This is a genomic window from Intestinimonas massiliensis (ex Afouda et al. 2020), assembly GCF_001244995.1.
In the GTDB taxonomy this organism is placed as follows: Bacteria; Bacillota; Clostridia; order Oscillospirales; family Oscillospiraceae; genus Intestinimonas; species Intestinimonas massiliensis.
This window is the reverse complement of sequence record NZ_LN869529.1, coordinates 1,875,243-1,901,601: the sequence shown is the minus strand read 5'-3', so window position 1 is coordinate 1,901,601 and position 26,359 is coordinate 1,875,243. Positions and strand designations below refer to the sequence as shown.

24 protein-coding genes are annotated in these 26,359 nt (G+C 62.7%); 14 read left to right on the top strand and 10 right to left on the bottom strand.

Annotated elements, in window-relative coordinates:
- The first annotated feature begins 15 nt into the window (after positions 1 to 15).
- The 10 genes from BN2154_RS13130 to BN2154_RS13080 all read left to right on the top strand — a co-directional run bounded on the left by BN2154_RS13130 (position 16) and on the right by BN2154_RS13080 (position 7,252).
- Positions 16 to 864 carry a hypothetical protein gene (locus tag BN2154_RS13130; RefSeq protein ID WP_050619206.1) on the top strand — a complete coding sequence of 283 codons (849 nt, stop codon included), beginning with the start codon at positions 16 to 18 and terminating at the stop codon, positions 862 to 864.
- A 63-nt stretch (positions 865 to 927) separates the two neighbouring features.
- Entirely contained in the window at positions 928 to 1,203 is a 276-nt protein-coding gene (locus tag BN2154_RS13125; protein WP_050619205.1) for a hypothetical protein, read from the top strand.
- A 17-nt stretch (positions 1,204 to 1,220) separates the two neighbouring features.
- Positions 1,221 to 1,439, top strand: a complete 219-nt coding sequence (locus tag BN2154_RS13120; RefSeq protein ID WP_050619204.1) for a hypothetical protein — start codon at positions 1,221 to 1,223, stop codon at positions 1,437 to 1,439.
- 4 nt (positions 1,440 to 1,443) lie between these two features.
- Positions 1,444 to 1,887: a hypothetical protein gene (locus BN2154_RS13115; protein WP_050619203.1), complete on the top strand. Its 444-nt coding sequence runs from the start codon at positions 1,444 to 1,446 to the stop codon at positions 1,885 to 1,887.
- Entirely contained in the window at positions 1,851 to 2,336 is a 486-nt protein-coding gene (locus tag BN2154_RS13110) for an HK97 gp10 family phage protein (RefSeq protein WP_050619202.1), read from the top strand. Before BN2154_RS13115 ends, BN2154_RS13110 begins: the two co-directional genes overlap by 37 nt.
- 679 nt (positions 2,337 to 3,015) lie before the next feature.
- Positions 3,016 to 3,543, top strand: a complete 528-nt coding sequence (locus BN2154_RS13100) for a flavodoxin family protein (RefSeq protein WP_050619200.1) — start codon at positions 3,016 to 3,018, stop codon at positions 3,541 to 3,543.
- 90 nt (positions 3,544 to 3,633) lie between these two features.
- Positions 3,634 to 5,799 carry a Tex family protein gene (locus BN2154_RS13095; protein WP_050619199.1) on the top strand — a complete coding sequence of 722 codons (2,166 nt, stop codon included), beginning with the start codon at positions 3,634 to 3,636 and terminating at the stop codon, positions 5,797 to 5,799.
- A gap of 2 nt (positions 5,800 to 5,801) precedes the next feature.
- Complete coding sequence (locus BN2154_RS13090) at positions 5,802 to 6,188, top strand: metallopeptidase family protein (RefSeq protein ID WP_050619198.1); 387 nt, start codon at positions 5,802 to 5,804, stop codon at positions 6,186 to 6,188.
- Between the two features lie 101 nt (positions 6,189 to 6,289).
- Positions 6,290 to 6,472 (top strand): hypothetical protein, encoded by a 183-nt coding sequence (locus BN2154_RS13085; protein WP_050619197.1) that lies wholly within the window; start codon positions 6,290 to 6,292, stop codon positions 6,470 to 6,472.
- Between the two features lie 66 nt (positions 6,473 to 6,538).
- Complete coding sequence (locus BN2154_RS13080) at positions 6,539 to 7,252, top strand: hypothetical protein (protein WP_154666702.1); 714 nt, start codon at positions 6,539 to 6,541, stop codon at positions 7,250 to 7,252.
- On the opposite strand, the gene recD2 is transcribed toward BN2154_RS13080, so the two are convergent.
- The 8 genes from recD2 to pyrE form a co-directional block, all read right to left on the bottom strand.
- Complete coding sequence (gene recD2, locus BN2154_RS13075; protein WP_050619195.1) at positions 7,249 to 9,462, bottom strand: SF1B family DNA helicase RecD2; 2,214 nt, start codon at positions 9,460 to 9,462, stop codon at positions 7,249 to 7,251. The genes BN2154_RS13080 and recD2 overlap by 4 nt on opposite strands.
- A 24-nt stretch (positions 9,463 to 9,486) precedes the next feature.
- Positions 9,487 to 9,825 carry a hypothetical protein gene (locus BN2154_RS13070; protein ID WP_238072852.1) on the bottom strand — a complete coding sequence of 113 codons (339 nt, stop codon included), beginning with the start codon at positions 9,823 to 9,825 and terminating at the stop codon, positions 9,487 to 9,489.
- Between the two features lie 208 nt (positions 9,826 to 10,033).
- Positions 10,034 to 10,528, bottom strand: a complete 495-nt coding sequence (locus tag BN2154_RS13065; RefSeq protein WP_242853760.1) for a COG2426 family protein — start codon at positions 10,526 to 10,528, stop codon at positions 10,034 to 10,036.
- Positions 10,529 to 10,627: 99 nt separating this feature from the next.
- Positions 10,628 to 13,450, bottom strand: coding sequence for an excinuclease ABC subunit UvrA (uvrA, locus tag BN2154_RS13060; RefSeq protein WP_050619194.1), 2,823 nt, complete (start codon positions 13,448 to 13,450; stop codon positions 10,628 to 10,630).
- A 42-nt stretch (positions 13,451 to 13,492) separates the two neighbouring features.
- Positions 13,493 to 14,269, bottom strand: a complete 777-nt coding sequence (locus BN2154_RS13055; protein WP_050619193.1) for a DUF6199 family natural product biosynthesis protein — start codon at positions 14,267 to 14,269, stop codon at positions 13,493 to 13,495.
- A gap of 2 nt (positions 14,270 to 14,271) precedes the next feature.
- Positions 14,272 to 16,239 carry an excinuclease ABC subunit UvrB gene (uvrB, locus tag BN2154_RS13050; protein WP_050619192.1) on the bottom strand — a complete coding sequence of 656 codons (1,968 nt, stop codon included), beginning with the start codon at positions 16,237 to 16,239 and terminating at the stop codon, positions 14,272 to 14,274.
- Positions 16,240 to 16,380: 141 nt separating this feature from the next.
- Positions 16,381 to 17,073 (bottom strand): JAB domain-containing protein, encoded by a 693-nt coding sequence (locus BN2154_RS13045; RefSeq protein ID WP_050619191.1) that lies wholly within the window; start codon positions 17,071 to 17,073, stop codon positions 16,381 to 16,383.
- 43 nt (positions 17,074 to 17,116) lie between these two features.
- Positions 17,117 to 17,791: an orotate phosphoribosyltransferase gene (pyrE, locus tag BN2154_RS13040; protein WP_050619190.1), complete on the bottom strand. Its 675-nt coding sequence runs from the start codon at positions 17,789 to 17,791 to the stop codon at positions 17,117 to 17,119.
- Positions 17,792 to 17,871: 80 nt separating this feature from the next.
- On the opposite strand from pyrE, the gene BN2154_RS15875 reads away from it, so the two are divergent.
- The 4 genes from BN2154_RS15875 to BN2154_RS13025 all read left to right on the top strand — a co-directional run bounded on the left by BN2154_RS15875 (position 17,872) and on the right by BN2154_RS13025 (position 20,901).
- On the top strand, positions 17,872 to 18,165 hold the full coding sequence (locus tag BN2154_RS15875; protein ID WP_154666701.1) for a hypothetical protein: 294 nt from the start codon (positions 17,872 to 17,874) through the stop codon (positions 18,163 to 18,165).
- A complete protein-coding gene (locus BN2154_RS16510) occupies positions 18,162 to 19,664 on the top strand; it encodes a copper amine oxidase N-terminal domain-containing protein (protein WP_050619189.1) in 1,503 nt (500 codons plus the stop codon). The genes BN2154_RS15875 and BN2154_RS16510 overlap by 4 nt, the downstream gene beginning before the upstream one ends.
- Before the next feature lie 16 nt (positions 19,665 to 19,680).
- On the top strand, positions 19,681 to 20,532 hold the full coding sequence (locus tag BN2154_RS13030) for a glycosyltransferase family 2 protein (RefSeq protein ID WP_050619188.1): 852 nt from the start codon (positions 19,681 to 19,683) through the stop codon (positions 20,530 to 20,532).
- A 108-nt stretch (positions 20,533 to 20,640) separates the two neighbouring features.
- Complete coding sequence (locus BN2154_RS13025; protein WP_050619187.1) at positions 20,641 to 20,901, top strand: hypothetical protein; 261 nt, start codon at positions 20,641 to 20,643, stop codon at positions 20,899 to 20,901.
- Positions 20,902 to 20,995: 94 nt separating this feature from the next.
- Here BN2154_RS13025 and BN2154_RS13020 read toward each other — a convergent pair whose 3' ends face one another.
- On the bottom strand, positions 20,996 to 24,436 hold the full coding sequence (locus BN2154_RS13020; protein ID WP_094762583.1) for a pyruvate carboxylase: 3,441 nt from the start codon (positions 24,434 to 24,436) through the stop codon (positions 20,996 to 20,998).
- A gap of 357 nt (positions 24,437 to 24,793) precedes the next feature.
- Positions 24,794 to 26,053: a diaminopimelate decarboxylase gene (locus BN2154_RS13015; protein WP_094762511.1), complete on the bottom strand. Its 1,260-nt coding sequence runs from the start codon at positions 26,051 to 26,053 to the stop codon at positions 24,794 to 24,796.
- Between the last annotated feature and the right edge of the window lie 306 nt (positions 26,054 to 26,359).

Here is a 26,359-nt window from a genome sequence, read left to right as displayed (position 1 = left end):
AAGGAAGTGCCATAAATGGCTACAATCAATTTAGTTACTACATTCCTTCCGCTGGTGGATGAAAAGTTTACCACGGAATCCCGCAAATCCCTGTTGACCAACAATGACTTTGATTGGACTGGGGCGCATTCCATCAAGGTTTATAAGGTCAGCACTTCGGCCATGAACGACTATGACCGCCCCGGCGCAAACACCGCCACAAATTGGAGCAGATTTGGCCCCGTGGCCGGTCTGGATGCCACCACCGAGGAAATGACCCTGAAGAAGGATCGTTCCTTCACCTTTGCCATTGACAAGCTGGACACGGACGAAACAGCCAGTCAGCTTCAGGCGGCAAGTGCTTTGGCCCGTCAGCTTCGGGAAGTGGTGATCCCGGAGGTGGACACTTACACTTATGGCGTGATGTGTGCCGGTGCCGGTAACAAACCCGCCGCCATTGCCCTGACCGCTGAAAACATCTGTGGTGAGATTTTCAAGGCAAATACCACCCTTGATAATGCCGAGGTGCCCGAAACCGGGCGGATCATCGTGGTAACACCTGATACTTACCTTCTGATGAAGCAGTCTAAGGATATTTTCTTGGAAACCGATGTGGCGGAAAATATGCGGCTTCGGGGCGTGATCGCCCAGCTTGACGGGGCGCAGATCATCAAGGTTCCCGCCAACCGCCTTCCTGACAAATTCGGCTTTATGATTGCCCATCCTGTGGCAACTGTGGCCCCTACCAAGTTGGAGGATTACAGAATCCATCAAGACCCGCCCGGAATTTCCGGTGATCTGGTGGAAGGCCGTGTTTGCTATGATGCCTTTGTGCTGGATAACAAGAAAGCAGCTATCTACTATCAGGCTGTGACCGAGGGCTAATATCTGATGCGGGGTGTGTGGGCGTGGCCTATGCGCCCCGTATTTGACTTGTGGGAGGTTTTCATGGAACGGATAGACCGACTAATCATTAAAGCTAAAAAGGCCGCACAAGCCAAGGCGGAACGGTTTACAGTGGGTTTTGTGACCTATGAACCGGATAAGGGTAAATACAAGGCTTTCGGCCACCTGTGGGGCGGCAGGAAGGCTTCTGGATGCCGTTATGTGGTTACATGGCATGACAGCACAGAAGCCGCCACCAATGCCCTGATTGGCCTTTATGACCAATACCCAAACCCCGTTGAAGATGCCGTGATCTTCTTCAATGTGATTGACCAGTAAGAAGGGAGTGAAACACCATGCCCCGGCGCAAAACGCTAAAGCTATCTACCCCGGCAGATATACGCCGGGCCATTTCAAGGGTTGCAAATATGGCCCTGAACAATGAAATTGATCCCAAGAGAGCCAACACCCTTCTTTATGCCTGTAATGCCGCTCTTGCGGCCATTAAAACAGACGAATATGAAAAGAAGCTGGTGGAACTGGAAGGGCTGTTGTCTACTATGGAAGGGCGGTAATCAGATGGTAGAGCCAACAAAAGCCGAAATCATACTGGATCAGGTGACAAAATCCAACCAGCTTATAAAGCGTTTGCGGTTTTGTATGGATCACCCTATTCCTCTGGTTCACTTGAACTTGCTACCTTCTACCAAGGCTTCCATAAGAGCCTATCAAGATGAAGTTCAGACTTTCATTGACTGCTTAACCGCCCAGCGTGAAAAGATTTTGGCCCTTGTAAAGAAGATACCGGATGGAGAAGTTCAGCTTGTTTTACAGTTGCGCTATGGACTTTTGGACAACGCTACAAAGAAAATGCCTTGGATGGATATACCACCCCTGATGAATTATGAAGTAGAAACCCTATATAGGCGGCACCGGAAAGGCATTGACTATTTGAATATGCTTTTGGAGAAAGAGGGGGTTCCAGAATGGCGCGTTGGGGAAAATGCGACTTCAAAGAACTGAAGAATTTGGAAAAGCGCCTTGGGCAGTTGGATAAAGCTGATTTGGATAGCTTTTGCCGCCAAATGGCTAATGACCTTGCGGGGCGGTTGCTGAACAAGGTTGTGAAGCGGACACCTGTTGTATATGGCACCTTGCGGGATGCGTGGGCTGTGATGCCCGTGGGCCACCGGGGAACCCATTACACGGTGGTTGTGCTGAATAACCTTCAGTATGCTTCCTATGTGGAGTACGGCCACCGGCAAGAGCCGGGGCGCTTCATCCCCGGATATTGGGAGAATGACCGCTTTGTTTATGATCCCGATGCTGAAGGCGGGATGGTGCTGAAGAAGAATTGGGTGAAGGGCCGTTATATGCTGACGATTTCCACACAAGAATTGGAACAGCAAGCGCCCAAACTGATTGAACAGAAGTTGTACCAATTTTTGCGGCCTATCTTTGAAAATGGCTGATACAGACAGCGGCCCCGGATCATAGCCGATCCGGGGTTTCTTCTTTTGGTCAGGTATGCTATACTGAAATTCAAAGGGGGTGAACCAGTATGGGGAAAGGGTATGTGTATAGATGCTCAAAATGCGGCCATGAAGAAGAACTTCTTTCCGGTGTGGGCTTCATGTCCCCTGTGGAAGCCGATATGGAGCGGGAAAGCATTCTGGCGGGTATCTATGGCCCCAAGGCACAAGCGGCCCTTGTAGCCCATCCTGAAGCCCCTGTGAGCGTTGAAAGGGCTATGTACCAATGCGGGGCCTGTGGCAAGCTGGAAAGCCGTCTGGCGGTCACTGTGAAGGCCCCTGTCCGGGTTCCAATCCTTCAGCGGTGTGATTGTGGGGCCACCATGCACCGGATCAGGAGCGGGAAAGATATGGTTTGCCCAGCTTGCCGGGACCCCCTGAAGAAAACGGATATTGTAGCCGTTAGCCTTTGGGATTGAAAGTTAATTTTCAAGGGAAAAACTGTGTTGCTTTTGTGTTACTAATACCCCCTAAAACGGGGCGGTTCCCACAAACGCTAAAATACTGAACTTCCTTGAACTGCAAGCGTTAGCGGCGCTGAATAACGCTCAAAAATTCAGTGAAAAACTGAACAATTCATGGTACAATAAAGAAAAACCAACGGAAAGGAGGGCGCGCGATGCCGGCGCTGGGATGGGGAGTGCTGATTGCCGGGCTGCTGGCGGGCCTGACGGTCCTTCTGCTCTACCGGGTCCTGAATCAGCGGGACCAGGTCCATAAGCCCCACGAGACCATCTACGGCGTGGGCTTTAAAAGGGCCCTGCTGATCTACCAGCCCTCCAACCGGGGCGGCAACCGCCTGGCGGCCCAGACACTGGCCGAGGCGCTGGCTCAGGCCGGTTACACCGTCACGGTAAACCACCCCTCCCGGCGGCTGGAGTACGACCCCATGGGCTACGACCTGCTGATCTTCGGCGGGGCGGCCTATCTGGGAGGGCTGGCCCGCCCTCTTATTGAGTATGCCTCCCGGCTGAAGTACACCGGCCGGCGGGTGCTGCTATACGTGACCGGGGACATGGAACGCACCCCCGAGCTGGCCGCCTTTCGGCTGTGCGTGCCCGCGGGCAACCGGGTGCGCTCCATCAAGATCCGGCCCTGGGAGGGGAAAAAGCTGGCGGAATTCGCCACCCTGAAGGGCGCGTGGTGAGAGAAAAGAGGGACGGGCGGGCGGCTCGTCCTTTTTTTCGTGGGCGGAGTGTGGTAAAATACACCGTACATCACTGCAAAGGAGTAACCTATGGACGCCATCATACTGAGCCTGGCCCGGGAGCTGGGCCGCGAAGCCGTCCACGTGGAAAACGTGGTCAAGCTCATCGACGAGGGAAACACCATCCCCTTTATCGCCCGGTACCGCAAGGAGCTCCACGGTACCATGGACGACACCACCCTGCGCACGTTGGCCGACCGGCTGAACTACCTGCGCAATCTGGACAAGCGCCGGGAAGAGGTCAAGGCCGCCATCGAGGGACAGGGCAAGCTGACGGAGGAGCTCTCCGCCGCCATTGACGCCGCCGCCACCCTGGCGGAGGTGGAGGACCTGTACCGCCCCTACCGGCAGAAGCGGCGCACCCGGGCCACCGCCGCACGGGAAAAGGGGCTGGAGCCCCTGGCCCAGCTCCTCTTCGCCCAGGAGCGGGACTGCCCCGACCCGGAGAAGGCCGCCCAGGCTTACATCGACCCGGAAAAGGGGGTGGAGAGCGCCGAGCAGGCCCTGCAGGGGGCGGGCGACATCATCGCCGAGTGGATCTCCGACGACGCGGGCATCCGCAAGGCCCTGCGGGAGCTGTGGTGGCGGAAGGCGGACCTGGTCTCCTCCGCTGCCGGCAAGGAGCCGGAGGATTCGGTGTACCGGCTTTACTACCAGTTCCGTACCCCGGTGTGCCGGGCCATGGGCCACCAGGTGCTGGCCATCAACCGGGGGGAACGGGAGGAGCTCCTGAAGGCTGCGGTGGACATGGACCGGGAGACCGCCCTCATCGCCGTCCGCCGGGCGGTGCTGGTCCCCGGCGCCCCCTCCATGGCCTTTGTCCGCTCCGCCGCCGAGGACGCCTACGACCGGCTCATCGCCCCCAGCGTGGAGCGGGAGATCCGCAACACCCTCACCGAACACGCAAACGAGGGGGCCATCCGCAACTTCGGCCTAAACCTGAAGCCCCTGCTCATGCAGCCGCCGGTAAAGGGCAAGGTCACCATGGGCCTGGACCCCGGCTACCGCAACGGCTGCAAGGTGGCGGTGGTGGACGGCACCGGCAAGGTGCTGGATACGGCGGTGGTCTACCCCACCTTCAGCGAACGGAAAAAGCAGGAGGCCATCGACGTGCTGGCCCGGATGGCCCGGAAGCACGGCGTGGAGCACATCGCCATCGGCAACGGCACCGCCAGCCGGGAGACGGAGCAGATGACGGTGGAGCTCATCCGTAGTCTGGGGGGCGGGGTGTCCTACATGATCGTCAACGAGGCGGGGGCCAGCGTGTATTCCGCCTCCAAGCTGGCCGCCGAGGAGTTCCCCGACTACGACGTGAATCTGCGCTCCGCCGTGTCCATCGCGCGCAGGCTCCAGGACCCCCTGGCCGAACTGGTGAAGATCGACCCCAAGGCCATCGGCGTGGGCCAGTACCAGCACGACATGCCCCAGGCCCGGCTGGACGTGACCCTCAACGGCGTGGTGGAGGACTGCGTCAACGCCGTGGGCGTGGATCTGAACACCGCCTCCGTCCCTCTGCTGACCCGGGTGTCGGGGCTCAACGCCGCCACCGCCAAAAACATCGTCAAATACCGGGAGGAGAACGGGGCCTTTACTACCCGCAGACAGGTTTTGAAGGTGCCCAAGCTGGGGCCCAAGGCCTTTGAGCAGGCGGCGGGCTTTCTGCGGGTGCCGGAGAGCAAAAACGTGCTGGACAACACCGCCGTCCACCCGGAGAGCTACGCCGCGGCGGAGGTGCTGCTGGAGCTGTGCGGCTGCGACCGGAAGGGGGTGAAGGCCGGGGCCATCGGGGATCTGCGGGAGCGGGTGGCCGCCTACGGCGAGGAGCGGGCCGCCGCGGCCTGCGGCGTGGGGGTGCCCACCCTGCGGGATCTGGTGACGGAGCTGCTGAAGCCCGGCCGGGACCCCCGGGACGAGCTGCCCAAGCCCATCCTCCGCACCGACGTGATGGAGATCAGAGACCTGAAGCCGGGCATGGAGCTTACCGGCACCGTGCGCAACGTCATCGACTTCGGGGTCTTTGTGGACGTCGGGGTCCATCAGGACGGCCTGGTCCACATCAGCCAGCTCTGCCAGCGGAGGGTCCGCCACCCCAGCGAGGTCTGCGCCGTGGGGGATGTGGTCACGGTGTGGGTGCTGGAGGTGGAGGAGAAGAAAAAGCGGATCTCACTGACGATGCGGAAGCCCAAGGAGGGATAGAAATGGTCCTGTCCTTTGAACAGGCGGGGGAGCTGCTGGACCGGATGGCCGAGGAGTTCCCACCGGAATTTTACGACGAGCTCAATGGGGGCATCTGCCTGCTGCCCGAGGCCAAGCACGATCCGGAGTTCCCGGAGGGGGAGCTCTACATCATGGGGGAATACCGCAACAGCGGTATGATGGGAAAGTTCATCAATCTGTACTACGGCTCCTTCGCCGCCCTGGCCCGGCAGGAGAACTGGCGGCAGGAGGACTGGGAGGAGGAGCTTTACGGCACGCTGGCCCATGAATTCACCCACCACATGGAGGGCCGGGCCGGAGAACGGGGCCTGGAGATCCAGGACGAAGCGTTCCTGGAGCAGTACCGGGAGGGAAGAGCACAAGACTGAAAAAACCGCCTTCGGCCGTTATTCGGCCGAAGGCGGTTCATCATAAAGTTTATAATGTACAATTTTGTAATCATAATGTGATTACAAAATGGAGGGATAGTATGGACGATGATAAGAGTGAGGTGCTCTACCGGAAGATGTATTTCGGGCTTTTCCGGGCGGTCACAGAGGCATTGGAGGCCATGGCACAGCAAAACTTCGGCGCGGCGGCGGACCGTCTGCGCCGGGGGCAGCGGGACGCGGAGGAAATTTTTATCGCGCGGGACGGGAAGGGCGGAGAGTGAAGACTCTCCGCCCTTCCCACATCCTAAGCGATACGAAAATACATGATTCGGTTATTCCGCGGGAAGGTGCTCAATGTCGAAGCCGACCACAAAGTCTATACTGACAAAAACGGAACGAAAGGATTTGCTTTCCCAGTCCGCAGGATGGATGCCGATCTGAAAACCACAAAGATCAAAGCGGGAGCAAATTTGAACACCACACTCGAACCGACCGTATTCCTGCTGAATACCGTTGATAACGGGCACCATCCGGAAGCGACCGGAGGGTGGGACAATTTCTATGTGATGTTCAAAACAGAAACAGACGTATACTTCGGGATTGTAAAGACAAAGGTCACTGATCGAGGGCGCGTGTTCCACGACATTACTGAGATACAAAAAGAGGGAGACCCGTCCACCCGCGGTGTCAACGGAATAAATCCGCCGCCCGCTAGGACTGGGTCTCCCGGAGTAAGCCCCGCCTACGGCAATCCCGCCAATGGCGGAACGTACCAAGAGACAGGGCCTACTCTTTCTGCCCCCATTATAGCAGATTCCTCCGCCGGTGGCAATACCCAGTCTGCCCTCCATAAAGGCGATCTATCCGCCACGGATGCGGGCGGTAGGCTGTCGCTGGACGAGTTCCTGGGACTTCGTGGAATTAGAGCGCCTATAAGCGACTACATGGACGATAAGCTGCGGATACCGCACGGAGAGACTGCTAGGCAGAAGGCCCAGCGCGAAAGAAGCGCTGCTTCGGCGGCGGATGACTATGCTGCACGCCGACAGGCGGCCATTTAGGGCGCGGACAGCCGGGCCCGCAGGCCGGAATAGCGCCGCTGCTGCCGGTCGTTGTGGACCATCTGGACCACCTTGCCCTCGTCCCCCACCACGATAAACAGCTCCCGGGCCCGGGTGATGGCCGTGTAGAGCACCCCCCGGGTCAGCAGCATGGGGGCTCCGTCACAGGCCGCCAGGATCACCGCCCGGTACTCGCTGCCCTGGGCCTTGTGGACGGTCATGGCGTAGGCGGGCTCCAGCTCGCCCAGCAGGTCGGGGGTGTACGCCACGATCCGCCCCTCAAAGTCCACCGTGATCCGCTCATCCCGGGGGTCGATCCCGGTGATGCGGCCCACATCCCCGTTGAACACCCCCAGGCCCGAGCTCAGGCCGTCCGCCGCCTTCCACATCAGGTCGTAGTTGTTCCGCACCTGCATCACCCGGTCCCCCTGCCGGAAGAGAAAGGGGCCGAAGCGCCGCTCCGGCTTGTCCTCCGCCGGGGGATTCAGGGCCGCCTGGAGGGCGGCGTTGAGAGATTGGGTGCCGGTGGTGTGCTTGCGGGTGGGGGAGAGGACCTGGATCTGCTCCGCCGGTATGCCCATCTTTTCCGGCAGGCGGGTCCGGCACAGCTCCACAATGGTGTCCGCCGTCCGCTGGGGGTCCCGGCGGCGAAGAAAGAAAAAGTCCTTTTTGTTGTTATGCAGGTCGGGCACCTCGCCCCGGTTGACGCTGTGGGCGTTCATGACGATGGCGCTCTCGGCGGCCTGACGGAAGATCTCGGTCAGCCGCACCATGGGCACCCGCCCGCTGCGGATCAGATCGGACAGCAGGTTGCCCGGCCCCACCGAGGGGAGCTGGTCCGGGTCCCCCACCAGGATCAGGCGGCAGTCCCCCCGCAGGGCGGCCAGCAGGGCCCGCATCAGGGAGATATCCACCATGGAGGTCTCGTCCACGATGACGGCGTCGGCCCGGAGGGGATCGTCCTCGCAGTGGGAGAAGACCAACTGGCCGGTGTGGTCGTCGAACTGGGTCTCCAGCAGCCGGTGGATGGTCAGCGCCTCCACCCCGCAGGTCTCCCCCAGGCGCTTGGCCGCACGGCCGGTGGGGGCCGCCAGGGCGGTCTCCAGCCCCAGGGCGTCGAAGAGAGCCAGCACCCCCCGCAGGGAGGTGGTCTTGCCTGTGCCGGGGCCGCCGGTGAGCAGCATCACCTGGGACCGGGCGGCCAGATCCACCGCCTGCCGCTGCTGGGGAGCATAGGTGATGCCCTGCTCGGCCTCGATGCGCCCGATGAGTCCGTCCAGCCCCGCCGGGGGGAGCAGCTCGTGGGCGGCCATCTCGGCCAGGCGGAAGGCCACGTATTCCTCCGCCTCCTGCATGGGGGCCAGATAGCAGGCGTCCTCCCCGGCGATGGATTCCCGGACCACCTCGCCCCGTTCGACGAGCGTGGTCAGAGCGTCCTCCAGGGGCTCGGCGTCCTCCAGGCCGATGAGGGCCCCCGTGGCCCACAGCAGCTTGCGCCGGGGCAAAAAGGTGTGGCCGTTCATCAGGTTGTGGGACAGCTCGAACAGAAGCCCCGCCTCCAACCGCTGGGGGTCGTCCCCCTCCATGCCCAGGCGGAGGGCCAACTGGTCGGCGGCGGAAAAGCCCACCCCCAGCTCCTCGTCCACCAGCAAATAGGGGTTGTCCCGGAGCACCTCCAGAGCCTGGACGCCGTAGCGGCGGTAGAGGGGCATCCCCAACTGGAGGGGCAGGCCGTTGGCCGACAGAAAGTCCAGCAGCCGCCGCATCCCCATCTGGAGCCGGAAGGACGCCCCGATCTCCAGGGCCCGCTTCCGGGTGATGCCCTTGATTTTGGTCAGCAATTCCGGCTGCTCCTCCAGCACCGTGAAAAGGTCGGCGCCGAACTCCTCCACCAGCCGCCGGGCGGTGGCGGCGCCCACCCCCTTGAGGATGCCGGAGGACAGGTACTCCAGCATGGCCTTCTCCCCGGCGGGGACCCGGCGCTCCACCGATTCGGCCTTGAACTGCTCCCCGTACGAGGCGTGGCGGCCCCAGGTGCCGGTGACGGTCAGTCCTTCGCCGGGCGCCACGCCGGGGATACACCCCACCACCGTCACCGGCTCCGGAGCGCCCACCTCCAGACGCAGGACGGTGTAGCCGTTTTCCTCGTTCTGGAAGATCACCGCGTCCACCGTCCCGTCGATGCTGTGCAGCGCCGGGGTCTCCTCCATATGTACTCGACCTCCCGTTCTGGGTTAGCCCTCCGTCAGCCGGTCGGGCAGCGCGGCCAGCGGGCACAGGAGCACCCCTGGTTCCCGGTCCGCCAGCAGCCGGGCCAGCCTGCGGCCCTCACTGTCCAGCCCGGCGTCGGCGATGACCAGGGTGAAGCGCTCCAGATGGCCCGCCCGGAGCCACAAAAGTCCCTTCACCGTCTGCTCCAGACCGGCTCCATCCCCCCGGGCAGGCACCACGGCATAGGCCGGGGCGGACCAGGACGCGGGGGAGAGCAGCCGCCCGAAGAGCAGCCAGCTCAGACAGAGCAGCCCGAAAACGGCCAGAAGGGACAGCAGAATTTCCACGATTGCTTGCAGCACAATACCCACCTCCGCGCCATTCTATGCGGAAAAGGGGGCGTTTGTTAAGGCATCACCGCACAATTCCCCACACACGTCTTGGCGGCCAATTTGCCCCACAAATGCGTTGCAAAACCTTGCAATACACAAAGTATTCCTGTGGTTTTGCGCCTTTTTGAGGCAGAAATTTTCGCTCCAATCTGCACGCGTTGAATTATGCGGCAATCCCTTAAAAAAATGCCGCGATCACGCCGCCGGTGACCAGGGATACCAGAATCCCGGCGATGACCACGCCCAGGAAAATAGCGGGCACGGCGCTGCGCAGCCGCATATCCAAGAAGGCGGCCACCAGAGCTCCGGTCCAGGCCCCGGTGCCGGGCAGAGGAATGGCCACCAGGATGCAAAGCCCCAGGTACTTGTACCGAGTGACCATCCGGCCCTTCAGGTGGGCTTTGGTCTCCAGACGGGTCACCAGGCCGTCCAGGCGGCGGCTGCGCCTGCGCAGCCACTGGAAGATGCGGCGGATATAGACGATGATGAAGGGTACGGGGAGCATGTTGCCCAGCACGGCGGCCAGGTACACCGAGGGCAGGGCGCTGCGCCCCAGCATCCCCACGCCCACGGGAATGGCGCCCCGCAGCTCCACCACCGGGAGCATGGCGATGAGAAAGGTATAGAAAAGCTCGCCGGCGGGATTTTCCGTCAGCCACTGTGCAAAATCCAAGTGTGTCACCTCATCGGCAGAAAGGGTACCTTTATTCTACCATAAGCGGCGGGGGTATAACAGGAAGATTTCATAAAAATTTGGAGGAGGACCCAGCCCCTACAGCATGCGCTTGAGGTAGCGGCCGGTGTAGGAGGCGCTGCACTGGGCCACCTCCTCGGGGGTGCCGGTGCAGACGATGCCGCCGCCGCCGTCGCCGCCCTCGGGGCCCAGGTCGATAATATGATCCGCCGTCTTGATGACGTCCAGATTGTGCTCGATGACCACCACGCTGTTGCCCGCGTCCACCAGCTTCTGGAGCACCTCGATGAGCTTGTGGACGTCGGCGGTGTGCAGGCCGGTGGTGGGCTCGTCCAGAATATAGATGGTCTTACCCGTGGAGCGCTTGGCCAGCTCGGTGGCCAGCTTGACCCGCTGGGCCTCGCCGCCGGACAGCTCGGTGGAGGGCTGACCCAGCTTGACGTAGCTCAGGCCCACCTCGTACAGGGTCTGGAGCTTGTTGTACAGCCTGGGCAGGTGCTCGAAGAAGCCCAGGGCCTCCTCCACCGTCATCTCCAGCACCTCATAGATGTTCTTGCCCTTGTAGCGCACCTCCAGGGTCTCCCGGTTGTAGCGCTTGCCCTTGCAGACCTCGCAGGGCACATAGATATCGGGGAGGAAGTGCATCTCGATCTTAATGAGGCCGTCGCCGGCGCAGGCCTCGCACCGGCCGCCTCGGACGTTGAAGGAGAACCGGCCGGGCCCATAGCCGCGGGCCTTGGCGTCGGCCGTGGTGGCGAACAGGTCCCGAATGTCGTTGAACAGCCCGGTGTAGGTGGCCGGGTTGGACCGGGGGGTGCGGCCGATGGGGGACTGGTCGATGTTGATGACCTTGTCCAAAAACTCCTCGCCCTCGATGGAGTCGTGCTTGCCCGGGCGGACCTTGACCCGGTTCAGGTCGGCCCCCAGCCTTTTGTAGAGGATCTCGTTGATGAGGGAGGACTTGCCCGAGCCGGACACGCCGGTGACGCAGGTGAAGGTGCCTAGGGGAATGGAAACGTCCACGTGCCGCAGGTTGTTTTCCGCCGCCCCCCGGATGGTGAGCGTGTGGCCGTTGCCCGCCCGCCGCTGGGCAGGGACGGGAATCGTTTTGCGCCCGGACAGGTAGTCGCCGGTGATGGAGCCGGGGGTGTTCATGACCTCCTCGGCGGTGCCGCAGGCCACCACCTGTCCGCCGTGGACCCCGGCCCCGGGGCCGATGTCCACGATATAGTCGGCCTGGCGCATGGTGTCCTCGTCGTGCTCCACCACCAGAAGGGTGTTGCCCAGGTCCCGCAGGTGCTTGAGGGTGGCCAGCAGCTTGTCGTTGTCCCGCTGGTGCAGGCCGATGGAGGGCTCGTCCAAGATATACAGCACCCCCATCAGAGAGGAGCCGATCTGGGTAGCCAGGCGGATGCGCTGGCTCTCGCCGCCGGACAGGGAGGCGGCCGCCCGGTTCAGGGTCAGGTACTGTAGGCCCACCGACTGGAGAAAGCCCAGCCGGCTCTTGATCTCCTTCAAAATGCGCGCGGCGATGAGCATCTTCTGGGCAGAGAGCTCCAGCGCGTCCACGAAGGCCAGGGCCTCGGTCACCGGCTTCTGGCAGAACGCGTAGATGCTGATGCCCCCCACGGTGACCGCCAGGGCCTCCTTCCGCAGCCGTTTGCCGCCGCAGTCGGGACAGGGCCGCTCGGTCATGCACTCCTCCAGCTCCCGGCGCATCCCGTCGGACTGGGTCTCCCGGTAGCGGCGCTCCAGGTTGTTCACCACGCCCTCGAAGGCCTGGTACAGCGTCCCCTGGCCGTTGGCCCGGTCGTAGGTCAGCTTCAGCTTCTCCCCCTTGGTGCCGTACAGAATGACGTCCAGCACCTCCGGCGGCAGGTCCTTCACCGGGGTGTTCAGCTTGAATTTGTACTTCTGGGCCAGGGCCTCGAAATACATGCGGGAGATGGAGTCGGACTTGACGTTGTTCCAGCCCGAGGCGGTGATGGCCCCCTCCAGAATGGAGAGACCGGGGTTGGGGATGATGAGGGCCGGGTCCACCTTGAGCTGAGCCCCCAGGCCGGTGCAGGTGGGGCAGGCCCCAAAGGGGTTGTTGAAGGAGAACATCCGGGGGGAGAGCTCCTCGATGGAGATGCCGCAGTCCTCGCAGGCGTAGTTCTGGGAGAAGAGGATGTCCCGGTCCTCCCCCACGATGTTGACCACCACCAGGCCGCCGGACAGGTTGGCGGCGATCTCCACCGAGTCGGTGAGGCGGCGGGCCATGTCCTCCTTGATGACCAGGCGGTCCACCACCACCTCGATGTTGTGCTTTTTATTCTTATCCAGCCGGATCTCCTCCGTCAGGTCGTAGATGGACCCGTCGGCCCGCACCCGGACGTAGCCGGACTTGCGGGCGTCCTCGAAGATCTTCAGGTGCTCGCCCTTCTTGCCCCGGATGACGGGGGCCATGACCTGGATGCGGGTGGCCGGGGGCAGGGCCATCACCTGGTCGATGATCTGGTCCACGGTCTGCTGCCGGATCTCCTTGCCGCACTTGGGACAGTGGGGAGTGCCCACCCGGGCCCACAGCAGGCGGAGGTAGTCGTAGATCTCGGTGACGGTGCCCACGGTGGAGCGGGGGTTTTTGGAGGTGGTCTTCTGGTCGATGGAGATGGCGGGGGAGAGGCCGTCGATGTAGTCCACGTCGGGCTTCTCCATCTGGCCCAGGAACATCCGGGCATAGGAGGACAGGGACTCCACGTAGCGGCGCTGCCCCTCGGCGTAGATGGTGTCAAAGGCCAGGGAGGACTTGCCCGAGCCGGACAGGCCGGTCAGCACCACCAGCTTGTCCCTGGGGATGGTCACGTCGATGTTTTTCAGGTTGTTGGCGCGGGCGCCCTTGACGGAAATGTGGTCGAGCATAGATTTGTTACTCCTTTATCTTCGCACGAAGGAAAAATGGGGTCAGACAATGGCGAAAGCGCCCATCAGATAGACGATCAGAGCCCCCGCCGTGCAGACGATCCAGCCCAGGTAACGGGTGAAGATCTCCCACTCCGAGGGCTCGGCCCCCTCCGGGTCCCGGATGCGGAAGCTGAGGTCCCAGCGGAAGAGCCGGTCGGCAAACAGGATGGAGACGATACCCACAACGGCCAGCAGGGTGCCGGTAAAATAGGCGTAGAGCTCGCCCCGGTGGGTGAGAGGGGGCTCCAGCGCCAGTTGGAGGAGGAAGGAAGCAGTGGGCTCGTAGGAGGGGGCGAGGGCCTGCCCGTCGGGGCCGTAGACCTTGCCGGAAGAAGTATGGACGGAGAGGGAGAAGAGGGGCTCCATCGCGCCGTTTTCGTCCACCAGGAGAGGGAAGCTGCTGTTATACCAGCCGCCCCGGAAAAGGATATCCGCTCCGTCGCGGACCTCCACCCCGGTGAGCACATCGGCCATGTCGCTGTCCCGGGGGACGGCGGAGGGGTCCAGGGCGACGGTATAGGGGCCGTAGTCGGTATCGCCGCGGCGGTACTGAATGGTCCCGTCCGGAGCGACGGTAAAGACGGTTCGCGCCCCGTCCACCCGGCCGGCGTAGACGTCGTTTTCCCCCTGGGCGGACCAGAGCAGCAGGGCGTCCCGATATTGAATGCCCTTCCGGCGGCTGAGGACGGGGTAGACGACGGTAAAGACCGCCAGCAGGGCGGTCAGAGCGATCAGCAGGACCCGCTGAAACCGGGTCAGGGTGCTCCACTGGGACATGCTTACCTCCCTCTGAGCTCGATGATGCGGTCGCGCAATACGGCGGCGTACTCGAACTCCAGCCGCTTGCTGGCCTCCCGCATCTCTCTTTCCAGCTTCTCAATGGCGGCGTCCCGCTCCTTCTTGGTCAAGCTGGTCTTGCGGCGCATGAGCTGCTCGGTCTCCTCTTCCTCCGCCGACAGCTCGATGACGTCCCGGACCGACTTGATGATGGTCTTGGGCACGATGCCGTGGGCCTGGTTGAATGCGTCCTGCTTGGCCCGGCGGCGCTCGGTCTCGTCCATGGCACGGCGCATGGAGGGGGTGACGGCGTCGGCGTACATGACCACCAGGCCGTCGGCGTTCCGGGCCGCCCGGCCGATGGTCTGGATGAGGGAGGTCTCCGAGCGGAGAAAGCCCTCCTTGTCGGCGTCCAGAATGGCCACCAGGCTGACCTCCGGCAGGTCCAGACCCTCCCGCAGCAGGTTGATGCCCACCAGCACGTCATAGGTCCCCAGCCGCAGGTCCCGGATGATCTCCTGCCGCTCGATGGTGTCGATGTCGTGGTGCATGTACTGCACCTGAATCCCCGCGTTTTTCAGGTAGGCGGTCAGGTCCTCGGCCATCCGCTTGGTCAGGGTGGTGACCAGCACCCGCTCCTTCCGCGCCACCCGGTCGTTGATCTCCCCGATCAGATCGTCGATCTGGCCCTCCACCGGGCGGATCTCCACCCTAGGGTCCAGCAGGCCGGTGGGCCGGATGACCTGCTCCACGATCTGGCCGGAGCGCTCCCGCTCGTAGTCGCCGGGAGTGGCGGAGACGTAGACCACCTGGTTTACTCGCTGTTCAAATTCGTCAAATTTCAACGGACGGTTATCAAACGCGCAGGGTAGACGGAAGCCGTAGTCCACCAGAGTGGTCTTGCGGGCCCGGTCGCCGTTATACATAGCCCGAACCTGGGGCAGGGTGACGTGGCTCTCGTCGATGAACATCAGAAAATCGTCGGGGAAGTAGTCCATCAGCGTCATGGGGGCGGAGCCCACCGGCCGCCCGGCGATGGGCCGGGAGTAGTTCTCGATGCCGGAGCAATAGCCCAGCTCCTGCATCATCTCGATGTCGTACAGGGTGCGCTGCTTGATGCGCTGGGCCTCCACCAGCATATTGCGCTCCTCGAAGAAGGCCACCCGCTCCTCCAGCTCCCGGTAGATCTCCTGGATGGCGGCGTCCATTTTCTCCTTGGGGGTGATGTAGTGGCTGGCGGGAAAGATGGGCAGATGCTCCAGACGCCGGATGGGAGTGCCGGTGACCACGTTGATTTCGCTGAGCCGGTCGATCTCGTCCCCAAAGTACTCCACCCGGATGGCGGTGTCTTTGAAGTAGGCCGGCCAGATCTCCACCGTGTCTCCCCGGACCCGGAACATATTCCGCTCGAAGGCGATGTCGTTGCGCTCGTAACGGATCTCCACCAGGCGGCGCAGCAGCTCATCCCGGGGAAACTCGTCCCCCACCCGCAGGGGGACCATCATCTTGGCGTAGTCGTCGGGCTCGCCCAGTCCGTAGATGCAGGACACCGACGACACCACGATCACGTCCCGCCGCTCGATGAGGGAGGCGGTGGCGCTGAGGCGCAGCCGGTCGATCTCGTCGTTCACCGCCGAGTCCTTCTCAATGAAGGTGTCGGTGTGGGGGATATAGGCCTCGGGCTGGTAGTAGTCGTAGTAGGAGACGAAATACTCCACCGCGTTATCGGGAAAGAACTCCTTGAACTCGGCGCAGAGCTGGGCGGCCAGGGTCTTGTTGTGGGCCAGCACCAGGGTGGGCCGCTGGACCTGCTCGATGACCTTGGCCATGGTGAAGGTCTTGCCCGAGCCGGTGACCCCCAGCAGAGTCTGCTCGGTCAGCCCCAGCTCCACGCCCTTGGCCAGGGCCTCAATGGCCTGCGGCTGGTCGCCGGCGGGCTGATAAGGGGAGACAACGTGAAAATCGGGCATGCGGTTCCGACCTCCTTCCCCGCGCCGGACCCCGTACCGGGGCCGGCGTTCAACGGGGCATCGTACATCTATTCGATATCATATCAAAACATTTGTTCTAAATCAAGAGGGGACCGGAAAAATCCACCGATGCTCCGGCCCTCAGTATGGGTTAGGATACCCGTTCAGCAGGCCGCTATCCTTCAGGGAGACCATGTCGTCCTCGGTAAAGATCAGGTGGTCGGCCAGCTCCACCCCCACCTCCCGCAGCACCCGGGCGAGCGTTTCAGTGGTGAGCAGGTCGGCGTTGGAGGGGAGGGCCAGGCCTGAGACGTGGTTGTGGGCCAGGAGGACGGCGGAGGCGTTGTGGGCCAGGGCCAGCTCCACCACCCGGCGGGGGGTGATGTCGGCGGCGTTCACCGTGCCCTCCCCCAGCTTGTGGCAGCCCAGCACCTTGTACTTGGCATCCATGCACACCAGGTAGACCATCTCGTTCCGGGGACCCGTCTGGAAGTAGGGCAGCAGGTAGTCCCGGGCGGCCCGGCTGGAGGCCAGAATGTCCCCCGGAGAGCTGCGGATGGTGGAGTAGCGGCCGGCCAGCTTGGGGATGAGCTTGAGAAGGACGGCGGTGTGCTCCCCTACCCCGTCCACCCGCGTGAGGGAGGGGGGCAGGGCGTCGAACACTCCGGCCAGAGAGCCGAACTGGTCCAGCAGGGCGTGGGCCAGGCCGTTCACGTCCCCTTGGGGAATGGCATAGCACAGCAGCAGCTCCAGGAGCTGGTGGTCGTGGAAATCCTCCCCATGGATGAGAAATTGTGTTTTCAGCCGCTTGCGGTGGCCGTCGTGGACACCCATGCTGGCACCCCTCTTCTGCGCGTGGATTGTTCGGCGGAAGCCCTTAAGCCCGGGGGCCGTATTCCGCCAGATAGGCCTCCATGCGCGCCTTCATGGCGTCGTCGATATACACCCGGCCGTCGATCTCCCGGTTGTGCAGGAAGGCGAGAATCTCCCCGACGGTGACGATGGGGTAGACGGCGATGCCGTGGTCGGCGCGCAGCTCGTCCAGGGTGGAGCAGTCCCGGGTGCCCCGCTCCATCCGGTCCACCGAGACGATGAGAGCGGTGACCTTCAGGTCGCCCAGAGCCTGAAAGAGCGCCAGGGACTCCCGCACGGCGGTGCCGGCGGTGACCACGTCCTCCACGATGACCACCCGGTCCCCGTCCTGGGGCTTGTAGCCCACCATGGAGCCCCCCTCGCCGTGGTCCTTGGCCTCCTTGCGGTTGAAGCAGTAGGGCAGGTCCCGGCCGTAATTCCGGTACAGGCTGGAGGCGGCGGCCACCGCCAGCGGGATGCCCTTGTAGGCGGGGCCGAAGAGACAGTCCACCCCGTCGGGCAGATGCTCCTGGATGCAAGCGGCATAGTAGTCGCCCAACTGGGCGGCCTGGGCGCCGGTCTTATAGTTGCCGGTGTTGATGAAATAGGGGGTTTTGCGGCCGGACTTGGTGACAAAATCCCCAAAGGTGAGCACGCCAGCGCGGACCATGAACGTGATGAATTCCTCTTTGTAGGTCATAAGAGCATCTCCTCCCAAAAATCATTTTATTATATCAGTTTTCGCCCCGCCCGACAAGAGAGAAGGCAGGGCGGGCCCGTGTGCCAGAAATTTACTTGATTTTAGCACATGTAAATGGTTTAATTGTGTTAACGATCAGCAAAAAGGCGCCGAAGGCAAGGGGAAGAGCAGTGAATACAAAAAATGGCCGCTTCCGATGGGTTGCGGTGGAGCGGAGATGCTGGTATAATCCTTTTTTGGAAAGAAAAAAAGGGCCCGCGCCTGTCATATTTCAGAGCGCTGCGTCGTTTCTATTGTATCACCCGGTGGAATCAATCAGTTTGATTCAAAATAAAAGACCAAATGCATTCATCAAGGAGGAAGAATTACCATGAAGCATACCCTGAAGCGGGTCCTCGCCATGGGGACTGCCCTGGTCCTGACCCTGGGCCTGTCCACCGCCGCCCTGGCGGCCGAGGGGGAGGAGCCCCCTGTCAGCCCCGCCCCCGCCGCCGAGCAGACCATCGCCGTTCAACTGGACGGCCAGAACCTGACCTTTACCGACGCCGTGCCCCAGGTGAAGGACCAGCGCACCTTCCTGCCCTTCCGCGCCGTGTTTGAGGCCATGGGCGCCGAGGTGTCCAACGAGGGCGACGTCATCACCGCCGCTCGGGACGGCAAGACCCTGACCATGACCATCGGCTCCGCCGAGGCCACCCTCACCGAGGGTGAGACCGCCACCGTCATCACCATGGACGTGGCGCCCTATGTGGATTCCGCCACCTGGCGCACCTATGTGCCCGTCCGCTTCGCCGCCCAGGCCTTCGGCTGCGCCGTGGGCTGGGATCAGGACGACCAGACGGCCGTCATCGTGGACACCGAGAAGCTGCTGGGCAGCGCCAAGGCGGGCAAGGAGTACACCATCCTGGCCAAATACTTGGAGTACAGCCGGCAGTTCAACGAGGGCGCCTGGGCCGTGACCGCCGACTTTGACGCTGACCTGAGCATGATGGGCATGGGCCCCGCCACCGTGGACGGCACCCTGGAGGGCGTGGTGGCGGACGCCGTCAAGGCCCAGATGTCCATGAACATGAAGCTGGACCTGGAGGAGCTCATGGCCGACCTGTCCGCCCTGGCCGCCGCCGGCACCAGCGAGGAGCCCGCCGCGCCGACCGCCGAGGAGCAGGCTCTGCTGACCGCCCTGAAGGAGAAGGGCGTCGGCCTGGAGATGCGCATGGACATGGACAAGGGCATGCTGTACATGACCTTTACCGGCGAAGCGCTGGAGGCCCTGGGCCTGCCCGCCGACACCTGGTACTCCATGGATATGGGCGCCCTGTTTGAGCAACTGGGCATGGACTACGCCGAGCTGATGGACCTGTCTAAGACCCTGGACGCCTCCGCCATGCTGGAGGCCATGCTCCAGAGCGCCGACCTGTCCGATAAGGACACCGCCTACGCCACCGTCGCCGGCCTGGTGGATTCCGCCGCCAAGCTGCTCTCCGACGAGGGCTTCCAGAAGAACGGCAGCGACTACACCACCGCCTACACCTATACCCAGGACGGCGCCGACATGACCCTGTCCTTCACCCTGAACACCAAGAACGACAAGGTGGTGGGCTACGCCATGGACATCAAGATGACCATGGTCACCGGCGCCGAGACCGGCGAGACCACTGAGGTCATGACCATGACCATGGGCATGGATGAGAAAAACCACATGACCGCCGAGATGAAGATGGATATGCTGGGCCTGATGAGCATGAACATGACCATCTCCGGCGACTACAAGACCACCGACAAGACCCCCGCCGTGGAGCCCCCCGCCGGCGCCGTTGTGGTGCCCTTCGAGGAGCTGGGGATGGAGACCGCCGCGCCTGAGACGGCCGCCTGAACCGGGACCCTGAGCCGTGAATCAGCCCCTGGTCAGCATCATCGTTCCGGTCTACAACGTGGCGCCCTACCTGGAGCAGTGCGTAGAGAGCATCCGGACCCAGAGCTACTCCAATTTCCAGTGCTTTCTGGTGGACGACGGCAGTACCGACGGCTCCGCCGCCCTGTGTGACCGGGCGGCGGCCGCCGACAGCCGCTTTATCGCCCTGCACAAGTCCAACAGCGGCGTGTCCGACGCCCGGAATCAGGCCATGGACCTGGCCGAGGGCAAGTACCTCCAGTTTGCCGACGGGGACGACTGGCTTGCCCCCGACGCCACCGAGACCTTCGTCCGGGCCGCGGAGATTACCGGCTGCGACCTGGTGATCGCCCACTTTTACCGGGTGGCCGGGGAGCGGCAGGCCCGGCGCGGCCACATCAAGACCGGCGGCGTCATGACCCGCCGGGAGTTTGCCGAGCAAATGGTGAAGGCCCCGGCCAACTACTACTACGGCGTGCTGTGGAACAAGCTCTACCGCCGCAGCACTGTGGAGGCCAACCGTCTGCGCTGCGACCGCCGGATGGCCTGGTGCGAGGACTTCCTGTTCAACCTGGAGTACATCCAGTACGCCCGGCTCATCGCGGCGGTGCCCCGGGCGGTGTACTACTACCGCAAGCGGGAGGACAGCCTGGTCAACACCCAGACCGGCCTGCGGCGGCTGATCCGGACCAAGAAGGAGACCTTTGCCGCGTACAAGGAGCTCTACCAGAAGCTGGATCTGTACGAGGAGCAGAAGGGCCGCATCTACGGCTATCTGCTCTCCGCCGCCACCGACGGCGCGGTGTCCCCCCTGGAGGGGCTCCTCCGGCCCAGAGAACCCGGGGAATAAAAAAGCGCCCCGGGCGCCGGGACCAATCGACACGGAAAGGAGGGGGCGGAAGTGCACAGACTTCCGCCCCCTCCTGTATTATGCTCTGTATGAAAATGAGGAAGGGATATGAGTCATGCGCATAGCGGCGGCAGAAAGTACCTGCTCTATGGCGGAAGAAACACGGGACGGCAGATTGCAAATATCACCGTTGCGCCGGATGGGTTGCGGTACCGCCTGGAACTTCCGCAAAAAGAGCGCTTTCTTGTCTCTGCGGAGATCGACAACCGCATGGAATCCGATCGTTTGGACCTGGGTCCGGTGACCCTGTGGAACGCCGCCGGGGAAGAGATCACGGGAAAATATGATCTGAGTGGCGGAGGAATATAGAACATAGGGACGCGGGGGCCCTGCGGGCAAAAAGCCCCCTGCTCGATCCCAGGATCGAGCAGGGGGCTTTGCATATGCGCTGGGCAAGCCGTTCTTACTTTACCTTGATGGTCATGAGCAGCTCGCCGGCCTTGACGGACGAGCCCTCCCTGACCAGCACCTGGTCGATGACGCCGGCCATACGCGCCACCACCGAGGTCTCCATCTTCATGGCCTCGATGACGGCGATGACCTGATTTTCCTCCACGGCGTCGCCGGGCTGGACGCTGACCTTGGACACCATACCGGGGATGGAGGCGCCCACCTGGCTCTTATCCTCCGGGTCGGCCAGCGCTACGGTGTGGGTCTGCACGTCGGCGTGGGGGTCGGGCACGGCGATCTCACGGCGCATGCCGTTGAGCTCGAACTGGACGTTGCGGGTGCCGTCCTCGTTCAGATCGCCCAGGCCCAGGTATTTGATGACCAGGGTCTTGCCGTCCTCAATGTTGATCTTGTTGGTTTCGCCCAGAGCCATGCCGTTGAAGAACACATGGGAGCCCATGCGCATGATGTAGCCGTACTCCTTGCGGTGCTTGCGGTATTCCTCGTACACCTTGGGGTACAGGCAGTAGGACACCATGGCCCGGCGGTTGATCCGGTCGTCGCCCATGAAGGCGCGCATCTTCTTCTCCACGGCCTCGAAGTCCACCGGGGGCAGCAGCTCGCCCGGGCGGCAGGTGATGGGCGCCTCGCCCTTGAGAACCACCTTCTGCAGGTCCTCGGGGAAGCCCCAGGCGGGCTGGCCCATCATGCCCTTGAAGTAGCTTACCACCGAGTCGGGGAAGGTGAGGGCGGCGCCCTTTTCCACGATGTTGTCCGGGGTCAGGCCGTTCTGCACCATGAAGATGGCCAGGTCGCCCACCATCTTGGAGGACGGCGTCACCTTGACGATGTCCCCCAGCATGTCGTTGACCGCCTTGTACATCTCCTTGACGTCCTCAAACTGGTGGCCCAGGCCCAGGCTCTCCACCTGGCTTTTCAGGTTGGTGTACTGGCCGCCAGGCATCTCATAGCGGTAGATGTCGGTGGAGGGGTTCTTGATGCCCGCCTCAAAGGCGGCGTAGCGCAGGCGCACGTCGGCCCAGTAGTCGGACAGCTTTTGCAGCTTGTCGGGGTCCAGGCCGGTGTCGCGGTCCTGACCCTTCAGGGCGGTGACCACGGCGTTGAGAGAGGGCTGGCTGGTCATGGAGGCCATGGAGTCGATGGCGGCGTCCACGATGTCCACCCCGGCCTCGGCGGCCATCAGCAGGGCGGCCACCTGGTTGCCGGAGGTGTCGTGGGTGTGCAGGTGGATGGGCAGGCCCACCTCCTGCTTGAGGGCCGTCACCAGCTTTTTGGCGGCGTATGGCTTCAGCAGACCGGACATGTCCTTGATGCACAGCAGATGGGCCCCCCGCTTCTCCAGCTCCTTGGCCATCCGGACGTAGTAGTCCAGGGTGTATTTGTCCCGCTTGGGGTCCAGCACGTCGCCGGTATAGCAGATGGTGGCCTCCAGCAGCTTGTTCTGCTTGAGGACCTCGTCCATGGCAACCTCCATGCCGGGAAGCCAGTTCAGCGAGTCAAAGACCCGGAACACGTCGATGCCGGAGACGGCGGACTCCTTGACAAATTCCCGGATCAGGTTGTCGGGGTAGTTGGTGTAGCCCACGGCGTTGGCGCCCCGCAGGAGCATCTGGAAGGGGATGTTGGGGATCTTGGCCCGCAGCAGGTCCAGCCGTTCCCAGGGAGACTCGTGGAGGAAGCGGTAGGCCACGTCGAAGGTGGCGCCGCCCCACATTTCCAGGGAGAAGCAGTCGTTGAGAATCTCGGCGGTGCCCTCGGCCCCCTTCACCAGGTCCCGGGTACGCATCCGGGTGGACAGCAGCGACTGGTGGGCGTCGCGCATGGTGGTGTCGGTGACCAGCAGCTTCTTCTGGTCCAGCACCCACTGCTTGACGGCCTCGGGGCCGCCCTGGTCCAGCACCTGCTTGAGGCCCGTGCACTTGGGCGGGGTGTTCTCATAGGGCGGGAACCGGGGGACGTCCAGCTGCCTGCGCTCGGCGGAGGGGTTCTGGACCTGGATCTCCGCGATGTATTTCAGGACCTTGGTGGCGCGGTCCCGGCCGGTGTCGATGTCGAAGAGCTCCGGCGTGTCGTCGATGAACTTGGTGTGGCACTTGCCGGCGTGAAAGGTGGGGTGGGTGAGGATGTTGGTGACAAAGGGAATGTTGGTCTTGACGCCCCGGACGTGCTCCTCGCTGATGGCGCGGGTTGCCCGGCGGCAGGCCCCCTGAAAGGTGTTGTCCCAGGCGGTGACTTTAACCAGCAGCGAGTCATAGTAGGGGGAGACGACCGCGCCGGCATAGGCGTTGCCGCCGTCCAGCCGCACGCCGAAGCCGCCGCCGGAGCGGTAGGCGGTGATCTTGCCGGTGTCGGGAGCGAAGTTATTCCGCGGGTCCTCGGTGGTCACCCGGCACTGGATGGCGTAGCCGTTGATGTGCAGGTCCTCCTGGCAGGTCAGGCCGATGCGGGGGTCGGACATGGGCAGGCCCTCGGCGATGAGGATCTGGGCCCGGACCAGGTCGATGCCGGTGACCATCTCGGTGACGGTGTGCTCCACCTGAATCCGGGGGTTCATCTCAATGAAGTAGTGGCTGCCGTTCCGGTCCACCAGAAACTCCACGGTGCCGGCGTTGATGTAGCCCACGTGGCGGGCGATCTTCACCGCGTCGGCCCGCAGCCGTTCAATGGTATCCTTGGGGACGCTCCAGGCGGGGGCGAACTCCACCACCTTCTGGTAGCGGCGCTGGAGGGAGCAGTCCCGCTCCCCCAGGTGATAGACGTTGCCGTGCTGGTCGGCCAGGATCTGGACCTCGATGTGCTTGGGCTCCACCAGGAACTTCTCGATGAAGATGTCCTCGTTGCCGAAGGCCTTTTTGGCCTCATTCTTGACGAGCTGGAACTGGAGGCGGACCTCCTCCTCGTTGTCGCAGCGGCGCATGCCGCGCCCGCCGCCGCCGGCGGCAGCCTTGAGGATGATGGGGAAGCCATAGCTCACTGCCCGGGCCACCGCGTCGTCGGCGTCCTTCAGGGGCTCGGTAGAGCCGGGGATGGTGGGCACATTGCAGGCGATGGCCGTGGCCTTGGCGGCCAGCTTGTCGCCCATCTGGGCCAGGATGTGGGAGGGGGGGCCGACAAAGTTGATCCCCGCCGCCTCGCAGGCCCGGGCAAAGTCAGCGTTCTCGGACAGGAAGCCGTACCCGGGGTGGATGGCGTCCACGCCCCGGCGCCTGGCCAGGTCGAGGATGGCGGGGATGTCCAGATAGGCCCCCAGGGGAGACTTGTTCTCACCGATCAGATAGGCTTCGTCCGCCTTGGTGCGGAACAGGGCGTAGGTGTCCTCGTTGGAGTACATGGCCACCGTGTGGAGCCCCAGGTCGTAGCAGGCCCGGAACACCCGGATGGCGATCTCGCCGCGGTTTGCAACCAAGACCTTCTTGAAATTGCATTCTGACACTTTCTGCATCCTTCCTTTCATTCAAAAGCCAGACACGTTACCAACAAAAGGGAACGGACAAAACCGCCCGCCCCACAGCCTGGCGGCCCCTGCTGGCGCCTTATCCCAATTTTAATTTGATAATTTTATTATATGCGGTCGGGCAAGGTTTTGCAATCGAATTTAGATGAAATTGCAATTCTTGTCACAAAGCACATGGTTTTCCGCCCGGGCGGCCGGGCGGTATGGAGGAAACGCACAAGAAAGGAAAGAGCCTCCTTTCTTTTGAAAGGAGGCTTCATTTCTTATGGCGGCGGGCGGCGCTGCCCTTCGGGGGAAGAGGGCTCCGGAGCAGCGCAGCCGGAGGGCCTGCGGCGGTCAGTCAAAGACCATGGTGGCAAAGTAATCCTCCGGGGTCTCGGCCCGGCGGATGAGCCGGACGCCGCCGTCCGCCTGGAGGAGCAGCTCAGCGGAGCGCAGCTTGCCGTTGTAGTTGTAGCCCATGGAGAAGCCATGGGCGCCGGTGTCGTGGAGGACCAGCAGGTCCCCCCGGTCGATCCGGGGCAGCAGCCGGTCAATGGCAAATTTGTCGTTGTTCTCGCACAGGGAGCCCACCACGTCGTACTTGTGGTCGCAGGGGGCGTCCTCCTTGCCCATGACGGTGATGTGGTGATAGGCGCCGTACATGGCTGGGCGCATCAGGTTGGCGGCGCAGGCGTCCACGCCGATATACTCCTTATAGGTGTGCTTTTCGCGGATGGCGGTGGTGACCAGACAGCCGTTGGGGCCCAGCAGATAGCGGCCCAGCTCGGTGAAAATGGCCACGTCTCCCATCCCGGCGGGGACCAGGATGGACTCGTACTGGTCCCGCACCCCCGCGCCGATGGCCATGATGTCGTTTTCCGGCTGGTCGGGGCGGTAGGGAATGCCTACGCCGCCGGACAGGTTGATGAAAGCCACGTCGGCTCCGGTCTCCCGCTCCAGGTCCACGGCGAGCTGAAAGAGAATGCCCGCCAGGGCGGGGTAGTAGTCGTTGGACAGGGTGTTGGAGGCCAAAAAGGCGTGGATGCCGAAGCGCTTGGCCCCCATGGCCTTCAGCTTCCGGAAGCCTTCGAAGAGCTGCTCCCGGGTGAAGCCGTACTTGGAGTCGCCGGGGGTGTCCATAACCTGGAAGCCCTCCTTGGAGGCGCCCAACTGGAATACGCCGCCGGGGTTGAACCGGCAGGAGATGGTTTCGGGGATATAGCCGATGGCGTCCTGGAGGCCGTCGATGAGAGTGAAGTCGTCCAGGTTGATGGTGGCCCCCAGCTTGGCGGCCAGTTGGAACTCCTCCGCCGGAGTCTCGTTGGAGGAGAACATGATCTCCCCGCCGGTGAACCCGCAGCGGTCGGAGAGCATCAGCTCGGTGAGGGAGGAGCAGTCGACGCCGCAGCCCTCCTCCCGGAGGAGCTTCAAAATGGCGGGGGGGGGGGGGGCCTTGACGGCAAAATACTCCCGGAAGCCGGGGGTCCAGGCAAAGGCCGCCTGCAGCTTCCGGGCGGTTTCCCGGATGCCCTTCTCGTCGTAGAGGTGGAAGGGGGTGGGGTAGCGGGCGGTGATGGCCCGGAGCTGATCCGGAGTGACAAAGGGCTGTTTCAAGGCAGATCCGTCCTTTCCTGCAAAACAGAGTGGATAAAAATGAATAAAAATTACCTATAGTCTACCCAGTCTCGGAAAAAAAGTCAATCAACACAACCGCCAAGCCGGAGGGAACTGGGGACGGCCCCTTTTGTGCGGCCTGGAGGGCCCGGAGCCAAAAGCACAAAAAAGAAAAATTCCCTCTTGCATTGGGCTGTGGGTTCTGGTATCATAAAACGAAATGTGGGGAAGGAGAGGATGCTTGTGTTCGGGCTGCTGACGAACGACCGACTGCTGCGGGAGGCGGATTCCTCCCTTTCTCCTTGT

What these genes read in the sequence shown, in the direction of transcription:
- BN2154_RS13055 (WP_050619193.1), bottom strand. Translation starts at nt 14,269, where the DNA reads ATGTCCCAGTGGAGCACCCTGACCCGGTTTCAGCGGGTCCTGCTGATC.
- BN2154_RS13125 (WP_050619205.1), top strand. Translation starts at nt 928, where the DNA reads ATGGAACGGATAGACCGACTAATCATTAAAGCTAAAAAGGCCGCACAA.
- BN2154_RS13085 (WP_050619197.1), top strand. Translation starts at nt 6,290, where the DNA reads ATGGACGATGATAAGAGTGAGGTGCTCTACCGGAAGATGTATTTCGGG.
- BN2154_RS13100 (WP_050619200.1), top strand. Translation starts at nt 3,016, where the DNA reads ATGCCGGCGCTGGGATGGGGAGTGCTGATTGCCGGGCTGCTGGCGGGC.
- pyrE (WP_050619190.1), bottom strand. Translation starts at nt 17,791, where the DNA reads ATGACCTACAAAGAGGAATTCATCACGTTCATGGTCCGCGCTGGCGTG.
- BN2154_RS13095 (WP_050619199.1), top strand. Translation starts at nt 3,634, where the DNA reads ATGGACGCCATCATACTGAGCCTGGCCCGGGAGCTGGGCCGCGAAGCC.
- uvrB (WP_050619192.1), bottom strand. Translation starts at nt 16,239, where the DNA reads ATGCCCGATTTTCACGTTGTCTCCCCTTATCAGCCCGCCGGCGACCAG.
- BN2154_RS13130 (WP_050619206.1), top strand. Translation starts at nt 16, where the DNA reads ATGGCTACAATCAATTTAGTTACTACATTCCTTCCGCTGGTGGATGAA.
- BN2154_RS13115 (WP_050619203.1), top strand. Translation starts at nt 1,444, where the DNA reads ATGGTAGAGCCAACAAAAGCCGAAATCATACTGGATCAGGTGACAAAA.
- uvrA (WP_050619194.1), bottom strand. Translation starts at nt 13,450, where the DNA reads ATGCTCGACCACATTTCCGTCAAGGGCGCCCGCGCCAACAACCTGAAA.
- BN2154_RS16510 (WP_050619189.1), top strand. Translation starts at nt 18,162, where the DNA reads ATGAAGCATACCCTGAAGCGGGTCCTCGCCATGGGGACTGCCCTGGTC.
- BN2154_RS13045 (WP_050619191.1), bottom strand. Translation starts at nt 17,073, where the DNA reads ATGGGTGTCCACGACGGCCACCGCAAGCGGCTGAAAACACAATTTCTC.
- BN2154_RS13025 (WP_050619187.1), top strand. Translation starts at nt 20,641, where the DNA reads ATGAGTCATGCGCATAGCGGCGGCAGAAAGTACCTGCTCTATGGCGGA.
- BN2154_RS13120 (WP_050619204.1), top strand. Translation starts at nt 1,221, where the DNA reads ATGCCCCGGCGCAAAACGCTAAAGCTATCTACCCCGGCAGATATACGC.
- recD2 (WP_050619195.1), bottom strand. Translation starts at nt 9,462, where the DNA reads ATGGAGGAGACCCCGGCGCTGCACAGCATCGACGGGACGGTGGACGCG.
- BN2154_RS13090 (WP_050619198.1), top strand. Translation starts at nt 5,802, where the DNA reads ATGGTCCTGTCCTTTGAACAGGCGGGGGAGCTGCTGGACCGGATGGCC.
- BN2154_RS13110 (WP_050619202.1), top strand. Translation starts at nt 1,851, where the DNA reads ATGGCGCGTTGGGGAAAATGCGACTTCAAAGAACTGAAGAATTTGGAA.